We start from the raw sequence: 15,268 nt of genomic DNA on the forward strand, positions 1-15,268 counted from the left end.
AGTTTACCCCACTATATCTGCTACTTTTCCCGACCAACCGCGCTCAGGTCAGTTTTCTGTCACCCGCATCACTCCTTTCATTATTCTCCAATGTCCCGGAAAGGAACAAATGAATGGATAATCACCAGGTTTGTCAGGTGCGGTAAAGTCCAATTGAAACACTTGGTTAGAATTGACCAATGGTGTAAAAAACAATACTTCCTTCAAGTCCGGCACAAAGTTCTTTTCATACCCATCTTCCAGACTGGCCATATTGTCTGCCGCCACCCCTACTTTTTCAGAGGCTCCGGGTTCAAGGATCAACACATTGTGGGGCATTTGATCTTTGTTATCGAACAGGATGGAAACCGTTTTCCCCGCTTTCACTTCAAAGCTCTCTTTATCAAAAAGCATTTTACCTGGAAGTGTTGCCAGGTTAATTACAATTTCTCCTTTTTTATTGTCAGCAGTCTTTTGTAAAACCCGCGATTCTTCATCAGGGTACAGCAGTTCCAAGTGTTTTTGTTTAAAATTCATTACGGCCGTCACTCCTTTCAAATCTTGAAAGTCTTGCTCCGAAAGTGCCGCCACTCCATACTGTGCGTACTTGGGATCGTCCATAATAAAACCGGGCACTTGCAATTCTGTTTTAGAAGCCAGAGGCCTGAGTAATCTTGCCGCTTTTTCAGGCTCATCCGCTAGAAAGGTTTTGTCATTCCTTAACATCTGCATCCATACTGGTTTCAGGTGTTTAAAGGATTCCTTCAAAGCATAATCCAAGTAATCATCCGTTGGTAAAGCCGAAACCTCCAAGAGGGTATTCACCGTAGCCTCATTTTGAAAATGGCTCAAGGCTATAACAGCTTCTAGGCGAACGCGAGGGGAAGCATCTTTGGATAGTATTTTAAGCTTTCGTTGCACATCATTGACTTCATCCTTCCAATGAAATAAAACCCTGGTAGCAGCTGCTTTTATTGGCGCTTCAGGACTGTCCAATAAGGCCTCCAATAAGGAGAGGTTAGGCTGGTTAAATTGCTGATAAACCCACAAGGCTTCCATTCTTAAATGCTCTGAATTTGGGTCTTTTTGATCCAATTGATCCACCCAGATTTGTAGCGCAGGAGCAACCTGCTCCCAATCATATTCTCTAAGTTGAGTTCTGGCCCTATACCTTTCCCTGTCCTCATATACTTTTAGCTGATCAAGTAAGGCCCCAATAGCTAATTGACTCATGTCTACTACTTTGAGTGGCTTTTTGTCCTTATGGGTAATTCTCCAAATTCTGCCTTTACTTGAATCCCTTAAAGGATCACGGAAATTTTGCTCACCGTGTTGGATAATAGGGTCATACCAATCTACTACATACAATGCACCATCTGGGCCAAATTTTAAATCAACCGGACGGAAATTCGGATCCTTGGACTGGAGTAGAGGAGTTGTTTCATCTGCCTGAAAACCACTACCATCGTCACTTACCACATGTTGTTTTACTCCTTGAAAACCTATAAAGGTATTGAACAAAACATTGCCTTGGGCATTTTCAGGAAAAGCCCTGCTGGATATGATTTCTATCCCACAGGTTTTTGGTTTGACTGGAGAATTCAAGAAATCTTTCATCACCATGTGCTTTTTTGGATAATCAATGTCCACGGTAAGCGGTGGTGCAAAATAATTCATCCCTGTAGAAACATCTGCCACTAAATGTGTCCCATCCCTCATAAAAACATTGCCCCAAGGATTGGCATAAGGATAAGAGATATAGGGTTCCAACTTCATGGTATAAGGTTCATACCTCCAGGTAGTTCCATAAGCACCTCGTCGGGGACCATAGGGCGTTTCAATTTGCGAATGCAAGAAAGTACCCATATGAAAATACAGTGCCCCATCCTGTCCCCAGGTAAAAGCACTTAAGCTATGGTGGGAATCTTCTGTCCCCAAACCACTAAATAAAATCTTTCTGGAATCGGCCTTTCCATCACCATCCGTATCTTTCAAATGGACCAGATCAGGCGCCTGAGTAACATATACGCCCCCATCCCCTAGCTCAAAACCCAGAGGCAGATAAAGACTATCCGCAAAAATGGAATGCTTGTCTGCCTTTCCATCAAGATTGGTATCTTCAAGGATTATCAGTTTATCCAAAGGCATATCCCCAGGCGTATACTGCGGATAAGAAGGCATACTGGACACCCACATTCTACCCTGTGGATCAAACGTTATTGCAACCGCATTGGCGATGGGAAAATCCAATTCAGAAGCAAACAGTTCAATTTTATAACCTTCCTGAAGTACAAACTGGGACTTTGCTTTCTCAAGCTCTTCCAGAGTAGTAGGCTGGGATTTTGTCTTTTTAACTCCTTGGTTAAAGCTTGTCATTTTTTTGGCTTTCTCTATGTCTGCCAGGGAATTGGCAGCACTTCCTGCCCATACCACACTATCCAATCGCTCTATAATACCATCAATAACCCTGTTTTCTTCCTTCAACTTCTCACCCCCTGACCACTCTTTGCGTCGGCCATAGATATACTCTCCATTTTGCGCTTTAAACCGATAAAAGAAATGCTGGTTTTTCTTGGCTACCGCTTCTTTAAGCAATTCAAAAGAAGCATTTTCTTCCCAAGTAGCCACTGGAAAGTCCAAAGCTTCAGCCATGTATTCACTTACCTTTAGGTAGCCATGGTCGGTAAGGTGAATGCCATTCGATGTCAGTGCCTCTGATGAACCCATCCACTCTTTGGTAGGCTGGTACAAATCAATAAAAGGAATATTTAAGCTTGCTGCCACCTTGCGCATCTGCTCAGTATACAATGACAAGTTTTGATTGTTTTCCTTAGGGTTCGGTAAAAAGCCTCCTTTATTTTCCTGCGCAATGGGTGAGACCAAGACAATTTGAGGGCTATTTTTCCCATTGAATTGCTGTTGCTTTAAGTGTTTCAAGAAGTCCTGTAGGTCTTTGCTGAAATCGGACAGACCTTCCTGTCCTTTAAAAGCTTCATTGAGACCAAAACAGGCAAAAATCACATCTGCTTTCTGCTGATGCAAATGATCATCTAATGTACCAAAATCTAAAGGCCTTGGTCTAAGGCTGACTTCATCTGCATTCCAGGCAAGATTCCTTACTTTAAGGTTTCTTTCAGGAAAACTTTTATACAAAAGGGTTTCAAAATAATTGTTGTTCTGAAGTCGATCCGCGAAGGTGTTTCCTATAAAAACAATATTGCTATTGTCCTTTGGATCGAAATGGTGCACTACCTCTTTGCTTTCGCAAGCAAATAAAATAGAAAATGCCAAAATGACCTTTGATCCAAGAAATTTAATTGGGCTTACATTAATCATTTGATGTTGTTTATAAACTAACAGCGTTTAACACATACGGTAAATTGGGCTTTTCGTCTTAATAACTTATTCAAAGACCAAAAGCTAAAACCTCCAAAATTTAATGTAATTATCCTATTAAACCGCTCCGCTCATAACGTATTGCTATTTTTTTTCAGTGGAATAAGCAGGAATTGAAATTGCCTAAAACAACTTGCTCAAATCTACCCGATGCTGTATTGCACGGCGAGAAGTTAGAACAGCTAATGGCTTGCTTTCTCAATATGGGCCTTAAGTTGCCTTTTAAGCTTCTCTTTTCTGTCAAGGTATACCGGAACTTCAGCCAGGTTAATCAATTCCCCCGGATCCTTTGCAAGGTCAATTAACATTTCATCCCCATTGTCATACAACGTGTATTTAAGGTTATCCCCTCTTATCATAAAGCCCAATTCATTTTCCATAAACAAATATTCACGTGGACTGTATTTGTATTTTTGACCATTCAATAAGGCTGCAAACGAAATACCAGGCAGGTTTTCAGGCCTAGAAACACCCGCTAATTCACAGAGTGTAGGAAATAAATCCAAGCCATTGGAAATAATATTTTCCTTATCCACCGAATGAGCATTGGCCATGCCTTTGTACCAAACCACCAAAGGGATATTTGATGATTCTTCATAAAAAACTGTTTTGTGCTCCAGTCTATGAGAAGCGCTCATTTCACCATGATCCGATGTAAAAACGACAATGGTATTGTTGGCGAAAGGTGAAGATTCCAAAGCGTCCAACACCATACCTATTTGAACATCCACCCTTTCTGTCAATCTATGGTAGGCATACCTGTGCATGCGCCAATCTTTTTCCGTCCAGTTTTCCCGGGCATCAATAGTGAAGGAATGCAGTGCTTTCAAATCATAAATCGCACTTGGTTCCGGTGAAGTTGGTTCAAAATTAGCAGGCAGAGGAGGCACATATTTTGCCATAAAATCCTTTTCACTAATGGAATCCGGAATAGCAATGGCTTCCAATAAAGGAATGGGCACCTCGGCAGGAGGTCTATTATTTGGGGGGAAATGCCTGATGGCTTCATAACAGATATCGTGAGGGTTGATAAAGTTCAAAGCCATCAGGAAAGGCTTATCCGAATTCCTATCCAATAATATAGCAGCACTTTCTTTTGCCAGGTCATCTCTTTCATCCTTTGAAATAAAGGTTTCAAAACCATAAGTGGAAACGTCATTCCTCCCTCCGGGCAAGTGGGATTTCCCTCCATAATAAGTTTCATAGCCGGCATTGGCAAAGGCATGGCCCATTGCATTGGGAATTATCTTTTGAAGGGCTGGAATATCTAGTTTACTTGCATTGTGCCGCATACCTATTGCAGTAGGATATTGCCCGGTGAATAGACTAAACCTGGAAGGGGAACAAACCGGATTGGTTACATACGCTTTTTCAAAGCGCATTCCTTTCATGGCCAGTTTATCCATATTTGGTGTTTCTAACCACTCATTGCCAGCACTGCTCATCATTTTTGCATTTTGCTGGTCCGTAATGATAATCAGGATGTTTGGCTTTTTATTTTGAGCCAGCAAAGCGGTGTTGATCAAACAGAGAACAAGCAATACTATACTTTTTTTCATATGCGATTATACTTAATAAATCTTTAGACAAGGAGTAATAAACACTAAAAGTTAATTAGAATTTTCAGGACCTGTTCCTTTTCACACCAAAAATGGATTTGATTAACGAAAAAGTTCTGAAAGCCATAAAACCCAAATTCCTTTATTTAAAAATGGACATAAAAAAGGACCGCTATCTAAACGATCCTTTTATTATAAATAGGTCTAATCCTATGCCATTCTCAAATCCTCCCAACCTTCTACCTCCACCTCGTCTCTTTCAAGAAAATAGTTTCTTCAGCTTTGTGTTTGCCTATACTTCCTGAAGAATCTCTCAATTCAAAGGATAAATCATAAAAATAAGTAGGCTGCCCAGAAATCCTTGCACTATAAACACCATCACCTTTCACAACATCTGCTCCAAGTCCATCATCCTTCAATTCAATGGAAAAAGAAGATGGTGTTTCGTCCCAATTCACATGTTTCAAAGTTGATTTTTCCTCATTAGGGGATAAAGTTAGCATGACTTCACCAACTGAAGCGCCATCATAGACACGTGCTTCTATTCGATCATCATTCAGCACCTGCACCCACTGAACTTGCGGAGCTGTCTTGTCTTCTCCTTTCACTTGAACATTTACTATGCCTTTGTGGATAATATGCTGACCACTAATGGGGCCAGGTGTCCAGTACTCTACATAGAAAGGTATTTCTTCTCCTTCAGGAGTTTCAGAATCCAGAACCGGCATTGTGTATTTGACAGATCCACCGATATGGTCATAATTCTGCCAAGGATCAGCTATCCGAATGCTCACATTGCCCGGATTGATGTATTTGTTGGTAGTATAGGCATCCGTTCGCAAATACTTACCTCCTTCTTCTACCAATAGGACAATCGTTTCTCCTGGATTTGCAATTCCATCTCCATTTCCGACTCCCACTACCATGCTGACTGAATCAACAGCTTCTTTGACAATGGTGAATTCTTTGCCATCAGCAATTACAAAATTCGTTATTCTATCTACCTGGTCCTTAAATAAAATTTCAAACTCCTCTTGCCAGGAAGCCCCTGAATCATCCGTGAAATCAACTTGAAACTTAGCTATATCATACCCTTTACGATTGTTTCTGACTTTGAAAATCCCATTTACCTGTTTCTCTTCCAAGGAGGCCAAACCATTGATTTTACCTTGGGCAGACACAATATCCAAGCCTTCACTAATGGCACTTATTTCTGCGATGATATTCTCAGATGTCGAAAACCCTTTGTTCAAAACCTTCATTGAAAGTTCAACCACCTGACCACTCTCAGCCCAGTCCATGTTCTCAATTTTGAAACTTGTCATGGATAGGTTGGGGCTGTCTTGTGAATTTGCTATTCCTATTTGATGGGCGCTTCCATTGAGTGTTAGCTTAAGCCTACCTGATGCATCGCTTTGAACGGAATACTGCCTACTTTCCTTCGTGCGAAGATCTATGTCAGTCACTTTATATTCAGTATTCACTTTATAGATAGGAGCAGTTACCACCTGAACTTCTACATTTGGCATCAATTCACCATCTGGTAGAAAATTTCGTACAGCAAGGTTAAAGCCTTCCTTATCCACATTCTCCAATATAGTATAGCCTGAACGGTTTCTCGATGTTTCTACTTTATAATCCCACACTTCAAAATATGGATAGATATCAATATAATCCCATTTCTCAGGGAGAGGCAAAGGAGTTTTAAAGGCTTGCATCATAAAGGCAAACATATCCCCCATTCCACAGGTAATATGAGAAGCTTCATATTGTTTGAACTGGTAGTGAGGGACTGCATTCATCAAATACCTGTTCATGTCCTCATGATAAAACCGCAAACGATCGCTGTTTCCATTGTGCATCCGCATACTAATGGCTTTAAAATTATCATACATGTCGGCATGAGCGTACCTCACAGGGAAATCCAGAGGACCAGCAGAAAACTCGCTGGACCCACAAAAATTACCTGCGGCACTTACCCAATCCGGCAATTTAGCTGAAAGCCAAAAGGTCATAAACCCTCCCATAGAAAGACCTGAGATTCCTCTATGGGTACGGTCAGGAATTGTTCGGTAATGAGCGTCTATGTAGCCTACAAATTCCTTAAAATATTCAGGAAACTGACGGAATGTAGAAACCAGACTAACATTGTATGGACTCAGGTTTATTGGCTCAACTTTGAATTGATTCAAGCCATCTACTTTCACGATGATGACATCATTTTCTGAAACAAACTTTTCAATATTGTCCCCGTCATTGTCATCTCCGAAATCATAATCAGAGTAACCACTGCCCATAGACCCAAAATAACGTTGGGCCCATCCGTGAAAAAAGTAGATAACAGGATACCTTTTCTCCGAATCTTTTCGATAGCTCGGGGGTAAAAATACCCGAAAGTTTCTATTGTTTGAAAAAGCATTGCTATAATGGTAATCGTCTATCACCTCCACACCGGAAGCCAGTAGGTCTCCTCTGTTTTGAGCCCAAGAGCTTCTTGGTTGAAGCATAAACATTGCAATTACAATTATAAAAATCTTCGCTAGATTCATAGTTTGATAGTTTGGATTCAGCAGCAAAAACAGGGCTTATTTCAATTGTTGAAAATGCTTTATAAGTTGTTCTGTAATCAAAACTGAAGCATCCTTTTGTACCTTATTCGTTGTCAACCAGGTTTCATAGCCTCCAAGCTTGTGCTGCTCAGGTGTAGGCAAATAACCATAAGACCCATTGGCTAGCTCAATCGTAAATGTATTTTTAAAAGGGCTTTTGGCTTTAATATCCAATCCAATCTGAGTAAATACTTCAAATGGCAAGGAAGCAATTCCTATATCATTGATAGCGAATGACTGGAGAACAATATTGACAGAATCAGGATACGCTGACTCCATATTAAAAACACGACGGGAGTAAGTTTTTTCGAGACTGTGGAACAGTGGTTTTGATCCTTCATAGTCTCGAACAGTGGCAACATTTGTAAGTATTTCAGGGGTTGCTCTTCTCACATTAAGCGTCATCTCTGAAAGTGCTGAACCAAGTTTCACCTCCGATTGGAAATCCAATTGCTTATATTCTTGGTATACTTTTTCTGCAATATCATTGGCTACATAATGCATTTTGGCATATGGAGGTAAGGATTCCTTAGGTCTCGGTTTAGAATAATCATTATTGTTAACATCACCTGAAGTTCCATTCGTCATAATTCCAATAAAAGCAGGTAGATCTGAGCCTGTTTCCAATAATTCACCCATACGATTTCCGAAAGCTGCAAAGTAATCCGCCGAGATATGTCCCCTAGGCACTCCACCAACATAATGTAGGGAATAATTAGCCAATAAAGCTATGGGGGTTCCGTCTTTGGATTCTACTGCAATAAAGGACACTTCAGGATCTACAGGACCTGCCGGACGAAGCAAGGCATTGCTATGTCCGGGATTCATTTTAGCTATCTCCAACTGTCCCAATGGACTCATAACAGAATCTTTCATTATCCACCTTCTGTTAAATACATGCTCCAGAACATCTACGCTCCCGAAAGCAATTTTAGCTAACGTTTTGTTTTCTCTTGCAATCTTTACTCCATCTACCATTCTTTTGACAACAAAGGTCTGGTATTCATCAAGAGCAACTCCTACTTCGGGAGATATGCTTTTTAATCCTTCTCCATTAAGGCTTATCCCTGAATGGGTATGGGTTGAGGCCATCATTACATCTTTTGTCGGAATATTTAAATCTCGATCTAGCATTGCTTTGGCAGCATCAAAAACCTCCCGATTAATATGAACATTATCCACAATCACAAACACCAATTCCTTCGCACCATCATCCAAGACAAGGGTCCTTACACTTAGTGGGTCATGAATATAGGTTGCAGGGGGAGAGTTGTAATTGCCAACAATTGGATGTCCCAGATGAGGGGTAATATCAGTAATTGAAGCTCCGGCTTGAAACACCTTATCCTGAGCTATCAAATCCTTTGAAAAAAGGACTGTGCTAATGGTCAAAATCAACCCTAATAATCTTTGAATCCTTATCATAATAATTTCTATTTAATTTTTAAATTGCAGTCAGGCTTATTCTCTAAATGGTATTTTTTTAATGGAGAATCAGAATTCTCTACACCTTCCACAAACATTGCCGCGACAGCGCAGGCACCTTTCTTGCTCAAGTGGGTATTGTCTTTCAACCCCTCTGTCAGGTTTTCAAAAACACCTGGTTCAATATGTAAAAACAAGGCTTTAGAATCTTCATCTCCTAATTCACTTAAATAATCTATGGTCATTTTATTCAAGTCTATTAATGGAACGCCTGATTCTTTGGCCGCTTCAATTGAAGCAGTTGCATAATCCCCATGTGTATCCATTGTTTTTCCTTCAGCATCAAATCTTCTTCGGGCAATAGGAGTGGCTATTATGGGCCTGGCGCCAAGGGCTTCAGCTTCTTTAACAAACCTGAGTAAGTTTTCTTTATACTCCCCATAAGCTTCCGTATAGCGCTTTGGATCATCAGCGTTTTGGTCATTGTGACCAAACTGAATTATCAAAAAATCACCTTCCTGAATATCATTTATAACCTTATCCCAATGCCCTTGGACAATGAAATTTTTGGAGCTCCTACCGCTTACAGCTCTATTCACAACTTCTGCTTTGTCATCCAAAAATGCAGATAGTGCCATGGCCCAACCTCGTCTAGGAAAATTCGAACCACCATAATGCTCATCCATTTCTTCCAAGTTATAATTGCTCATGGTGGAATCACCAATGCTGAAAACACGAACATTTTCTTTATCACAACTGCAAAAAAGCAATAATATCAAGCTATAAAAGGAGAAATAAAAAGCGCGGGGTTTCAAATGAGTTATCCGGGCCAATAGACCCGGATGCTCATTATTTTTCATTTGTTTCATAAGTTTTCACCAGTACAAATTACAAAATTGTTTTTTTGGGTTGTGAAAAACTTATCACCACCCAGGGTTCTGATCCAAATTTGGATTTAATGTCAATTCTGTCTGCGGCACGCTTTCTAAATAATTTCTTCCAGGATTAAAATTATACCCATTAGGAAGTTCTGTTTGTAAAGGATCCACTAACCCATCTTCATCCAATGTAGGGTTTTCATCTGGAAACTCTTCACTATTGAATGGATATCCTTTAGGTCGCTCATTTAAAAACAATTCATGTGCAGCCCATCTTTTCCAGTCCTGCTCTCTTAACACTTCAAATGCCAATTCAACCCTTCTTTCTCTTCTAATCTCATACAAAGCGTCTGAAATGGAATACCCATAATCCACTTTATTGGGATCAGCATCTTGAGACATCACCTCAAAGTCCGGCATGCCTACCCTAGCACGAAGTTGATTCAGGGCCTCATAGGCAACTGTTCCGTTCAGCTCTTCCAAAGCTTCTGAATAATTTAGCAATACTTCTGCGTATCTGAGAACAATCCGGCCAGCATCATTTGCATTGGCATAACCCAATTCCTGATAGGGATTGGTGTATTTTTTGATCTGAAAACCTGTAGGATTATTTTCACGGCTACCTGCAAATAATGGTGGAGAATTAAACACCACATTGGAAGGGTAATGCTGAACATCTCCAGGGATCCAAATACTTTGCCTTAATCTTAGGTCAACATCAGATGCCAGCATTTTTAAGAAATCGTTCCCTTTTTCTTGTTGGGAAATGGATAAATAATCCATTGGTTTACCATCTTGTCCCAGGTGAGAAGTTACATAAGACCATGTTGCACCTAACTCTGAAGGTGTGGTTGTACCATAATAATTTTGATTATGGCCAATAAATTCACCTACATTATAAGCCCTGTACAACAGCACCTCACTGATGCCTCCCATATCGCCTGTTCCAAATAAATCATAATAATCCTGATCAGGATTTCCTGTAGAATAGATGCCTACGTTATAGTCTCCATTCATCAATTCGTTTCCAGCATCCACACAGGCTTGGAAATATTTACTCGGATCAGCACCTTGTGTTCCAAAATCATCTCCACTGTGGTACTTCTGCCAGGTTCCTTCATAAAGCGCAACCCTGCTTTTGAAAGCCAGCGCAGCCTCTTTGTTGATTGAATTGTTTCCCCATGGAGCATCGTCTTTTTTATCAAGGTTAATGATTGCTTTGTCTAATAAAGACAAGATAGAATCCACCACTACGATTCTGGAATCCCTTGGCTTCATCAATTCCGCCTCATCGTCTGGAGTCAAAGCATGAGAATACCAAGGCACATCCCCATAGTTTTGTACCAAATCAAAATATATCCATGCTTTAAAGAACTGTGCTTCCCCCAGGTATTGCTTCCATGTGCTATATGGATCCTCACTCTTGCTGTAATTGTCCAAAAAGATATTTATACTTCTTACAGGTGCAAAATCACTCTGCCATGTCCCCGTCGACAAGGTCGTCTCTCCGTTTAGAACAGCATTAGCAGTTCTATAGGTAATATTATTAGCAGCTCCTTCGCGACCCACCGTAGACATACTGTTCTCATGGTAAGGTAGGCTTTCATAAAATCTCGCTGTATAGTTTTTAAGATCCACTGCGGATTTCCAATATTCATCAATTCCAATCTGATCCAAAGGTGGCTTGTCCAAAAAATCTGTACAAGACCAACCTGAAAAAAATGTCAAAATAAAGACTATTTTTAGTGTATTTTTCATTGTAATAAAGTTTTGTAGAGATGAGATTAAAAGGTGACGTTCAAGCCCATTGAATAAATGCGATCCGCTCTGTAGTCCTTACCGGTACTATTGGAATAGCCTCCGGAAGGCAAAGTTGGATCCATTCCTACAGGCAAATGATCAAAAGTCAAAAGGTTTGAACCTGACAAGTAAACCCTTACTTTACTCAACCCAAACCTACCAATCACACTTTCACTTAGACTATAGCCCAACTGAACGTCTTGTAGACGTATGTAGGCAAAATTGCCTAGATAACGGGAATTGTAAGTCTGGTTTTTCACATTTGATAAATTGTCCTCATAAGGACGTGGGTAGAATGCATCTGTATTTATATTCGCATCTCCTTCATACAAACCTACATACTTGGTACCTGGGGTATCTCTAAAGTAATCCAAGTGATCCCATTTTGGTTGCGACCAATTGGCTCGCCTGAAACCATAATAAGCGTAGTCATTATAGTTCATTCCCTTATCTCTCTTGGCTGTACCTTTCCATAACATGGAGAAATCAAAGCCTTTATAATTGGCTCCCAGGTTAATACCAAATTGATAATGAGCACTGGAGTTTCCTAAAAGCATTAAATCCCCATGATCATCTATGGTATTCTGACCATTGTTTATTACACCATCACCATTGAGGTCATCGTACTTCACATCACCTGTATTCCAGATATTGTAAATAAAGGACTGATCAGCATGATTATCTATTTCTTGTTGGGACTGAAACAAGCCATTGGAAGACCAGCCCCAAATATCACCAACTTCCTGACCTACAAGCCAAGATCCAAGGTAACCGGTAGGATTATTATAACTTGTAACCACTGCTTTGGCATCATAAAGGTTAAAGCCTACAAAATAACTTAAGTCAGAGTTTACAAATTCTTTCCATCTCACAGACAATTCCCAACCTCTTGTTCTCAAGGCTGAATTATTGGATCGGGGAACAGACGCTCCCAACACACCTGGCAAGGTCTCTGATGGGCCAATCATATCCGTAGTATTTCGCTCAAACCAGTCAAAATTAACGCCTAGCTTATTCCTGAAAAGCTCCAAGTCTACGCCTATATTTGTAGTGGCAGCTTTTTCCCAAGTCAAAGAAGGGCTAACAAGTGAAGGTGTGAGGGTGTAACCAACCTGTCCTGTTTGATTGTAACCAGGTAACCAATTGAGTAGGTTTTTGGACAATTGAATCAAAGCCAGATCCTGATAAGCCGATACATTTTGATTACCAAGCTGACCCCAAGACCCTCTTAATTTCAAAGTACTGATAAAACCTGAGGACTCTAACCAGAAATCTTCGTTACTAACTACCCAGCCTGCAGAAAAGGAAGGGAAGAAACCCCATCTTTTGCCTTCCAAGAAGCGGGAAGTACCGTCATATCTTACATTGGATTCCAAGAGGTATTTCTCTTTAAAATTATAGGTTAACCGACCAAAATAACCTTCCGTAGCCCATTGACTTAGTGCTTCAGTAATGGAAGGGTCGCCTGTTGCAGTATTCAGGGAGATTATATCAGGAACGATCAAGTTTCTCGCCTGTCCGTTCAAAGAGCGGTATTTTCCTGTTTCGTATTGCGCTCCAACCATGGCCATGAAATTATGCGATTCATTAAAGCTCCAATCGTAAGAAGTGTAGAGGTTTGAACTCCAGTAATAATTGCTGGAATGGTACTCATTCACCTGACTTGCTACCCAGGAACTTGTTTGTTCGCCTGTAAGCCAATTCTGTTCGCCAAATTCTCTCCCGTCATGAAGACCATAGAAATCCGTAGATTGGTAGGCAAAATCCGCATTGATTTTCCACCCTTTTAAAGGTCTCAATTCCGTCCCAATGATTTGCCAGTTCTCGGTAGTTTCATCATTACTTGCCCCCGCTTCAAAAAAGCTTTTCACACTGCTCTGTACTTGATTTCCGAAACTATCGAACACTGCTTGTTTTGGAGCTGTATTGTAAATAATGTGTAAAAGGGCATTGTACGAATCAGAAGATTCAGGTCTTGCACCAGAAGGAAAATGACGGTTATTTTTCATTAACCTTGTTTCAAATCTCAAGTCCCACCAATCAGTAAGTGAGGTATTTATCTTGGCAGTTAAATTATAACGCTTGTTATAATCATCAGCCCATGTAAAGGAACTTGCTTGGTTTGTAAACCCTGCTGATAAATAATAAGAGGTCTTATCCGATCCGCCTTGTACGGAAAAATTATGAGATTGTCCCATATTAGGACCAGTAGCTAAGTCCCAAAAATCATTGTTCGCATGGCCATCTCCATTTCCACCGTGCCATCCACCACCAGCTGCAGGAAAAGCAGACCAGTTGGTTACATTTTCTGCAGGAAAACCATCAGGGAACTGGGAACGGATATAATCGTAATCCCCGTCCTGATAAGCAATAATCCTGTCAATGGTAGATTCATTAAACTTTAATGAAGAGCCTTTATTTAATGCAGCTTCATTAAGCACACGAGCATAGGTGTAAGAGTCCAATGTTCCTGGTAATTTAGCAGGAGTAACTAAACTCATGCTACCAGAATAGTTAACTGTTAATTTTGAATCTTTCTTTCCGGACTTAGTCGTAATCATCACCACCCCGTATGGAGCCCTTGCTCCATAAATAGCAGATGCTGCTGCATCTTTTAAAACGGATATAGAGGCTATATCCTCTGGATTCAAGGAATTCATATCACCAGGAAAGCCATCTATCAGGATATAGGGTGCTCCGCCATTCAGCGATCCAATTCCACGAATATCTATTGAGGCCTTTGCACCTGGCTGGTATCCATTGGCATCAAAACCAAAATTCAACCCAGGTGTTGTTCCTACTAATAATTGAGAAACGTTTGCCGCATGTCGGTCTTCTAACATGTCACTGGAAATCACATCCACCGATCCAGTTAAATTAACCTTCTTCTGCGTTCCGTATCCAACAACAACCATTTCATCTAAGGAAGCCATTCCTTCAGTTAAGATTACATCTATAACGCTTCTAGAACCTACTGAAATCTCCTGGGTATCAAAGCCTATAAAGGAAAAAACTAGAATGGCACCTTCAGGAGCCACAATGGAATAATCACCATTCATATCTGTGGCAGTACCTTTTGTTGTCCCCTGCACATAAACTGTTGCTCCGGGAATAGGATCTCCATTGGCATCCGTAACCTTTCCTTTAACAGTTACCTCCACAGCAATTTCTTTAACTTTAGCATTCTTTTTAGCAACTTTCACACTGATCCGATTGTCCACCTGCTTAAAGGAGAGCGTATGGCTGGCGGCAAGGGACAAAAGCACCTCTTCCAGACTTTGATGTTCTACATGAAGATTGACCGGTAGTGAATTATCAACCAAGTCATGGTCGTAAATAAAGAAAAAGTCTGTCTGGCTCTTTATCTTATTGAAAGACTCGGCCAGCGATGCCTCTTTTAGATCCAGACTCAAATACACCTCACTGATATCCAGTGAACTTTGCCCCTTAGTAGGGGATGCATACATAAGGTTTAAACATAACAGCTGTAAAAAAAAGCCGTATAGGTAATATTTCCCCACCATACTAAGTATATGTAGTGATCTTTTCATAAATTTGAAAGTTTTGTTGTTAGTGATGACATAAAACTACAGTAGAGAGGAAGCCTGAGAACTTTCCTTCT

Annotated in this window: 7 protein-coding genes; all 7 read right to left on the bottom strand. The window is 40.5% G+C overall.

What is annotated here, in order from left to right:
* Positions 1-48 precede the first annotated feature (48 nt).
* The 7 genes from CA2015_RS05615 to CA2015_RS05645 all read right to left on the bottom strand — a co-directional run bounded on the left by CA2015_RS05615 (position 49) and on the right by CA2015_RS05645 (position 15,197).
* Complete coding sequence (locus tag CA2015_RS05615) at positions 49-3,315, bottom strand: PVC-type heme-binding CxxCH protein (protein ID WP_048641018.1); 3,267 nt, start codon at positions 3,313-3,315, stop codon at positions 49-51.
* A gap of 242 nt (positions 3,316-3,557) precedes the next feature.
* On the bottom strand, positions 3,558-4,934 hold the full coding sequence (locus CA2015_RS05620; RefSeq protein WP_048641019.1) for a sulfatase family protein: 1,377 nt from the start codon (positions 4,932-4,934) through the stop codon (positions 3,558-3,560).
* A gap of 239 nt (positions 4,935-5,173) precedes the next feature.
* Entirely contained in the window at positions 5,174-7,483 is a 2,310-nt protein-coding gene (locus CA2015_RS05625; RefSeq protein ID WP_048641020.1) for an alpha/beta hydrolase, read from the bottom strand.
* 36 nt (positions 7,484-7,519) lie between these two features.
* Positions 7,520-8,968 carry a neutral/alkaline non-lysosomal ceramidase N-terminal domain-containing protein gene (locus CA2015_RS05630; protein WP_048641021.1) on the bottom strand — a complete coding sequence of 483 codons (1,449 nt, stop codon included), beginning with the start codon at positions 8,966-8,968 and terminating at the stop codon, positions 7,520-7,522.
* 8 nt (positions 8,969-8,976) lie between these two features.
* On the bottom strand, positions 8,977-9,828 hold the full coding sequence (locus CA2015_RS05635) for a rhamnogalacturonan acetylesterase (RefSeq protein ID WP_169786464.1): 852 nt from the start codon (positions 9,826-9,828) through the stop codon (positions 8,977-8,979).
* A 63-nt stretch (positions 9,829-9,891) separates the two neighbouring features.
* Positions 9,892-11,604, bottom strand: a complete 1,713-nt coding sequence (locus CA2015_RS05640; protein WP_048641023.1) for a RagB/SusD family nutrient uptake outer membrane protein — start codon at positions 11,602-11,604, stop codon at positions 9,892-9,894.
* Positions 11,605-11,630: 26 nt separating this feature from the next.
* Positions 11,631-15,197: a TonB-dependent receptor gene (locus CA2015_RS05645; protein ID WP_084011659.1), complete on the bottom strand. Its 3,567-nt coding sequence runs from the start codon at positions 15,195-15,197 to the stop codon at positions 11,631-11,633.
* Between the last annotated feature and the right edge of the window lie 71 nt (positions 15,198-15,268).

It is taken from the genome of Cyclobacterium amurskyense, from assembly GCF_001050135.1.
Taxonomy (GTDB): Bacteria; Bacteroidota; Bacteroidia; order Cytophagales; family Cyclobacteriaceae; genus Cyclobacterium; species Cyclobacterium amurskyense.

What these genes read in the sequence shown, in the direction of transcription:
- CA2015_RS05615 (WP_048641018.1), bottom strand. Translation starts at nt 3,315, where the DNA reads ATGATTAATGTAAGCCCAATTAAATTTCTTGGATCAAAGGTCATTTTG.
- CA2015_RS05620 (WP_048641019.1), bottom strand. Translation starts at nt 4,934, where the DNA reads ATGAAAAAAAGTATAGTATTGCTTGTTCTCTGTTTGATCAACACCGCT.
- CA2015_RS05625 (WP_048641020.1), bottom strand. Translation starts at nt 7,483, where the DNA reads ATGAATCTAGCGAAGATTTTTATAATTGTAATTGCAATGTTTATGCTT.
- CA2015_RS05630 (WP_048641021.1), bottom strand. Translation starts at nt 8,968, where the DNA reads ATGATAAGGATTCAAAGATTATTAGGGTTGATTTTGACCATTAGCACA.
- CA2015_RS05635 (WP_169786464.1), bottom strand. Translation starts at nt 9,828, where the DNA reads ATGAAAAATAATGAGCATCCGGGTCTATTGGCCCGGATAACTCATTTG.
- CA2015_RS05640 (WP_048641023.1), bottom strand. Translation starts at nt 11,604, where the DNA reads ATGAAAAATACACTAAAAATAGTCTTTATTTTGACATTTTTTTCAGGT.
- CA2015_RS05645 (WP_084011659.1), bottom strand. Translation starts at nt 15,197, where the DNA reads ATGAAAAGATCACTACATATACTTAGTATGGTGGGGAAATATTACCTA.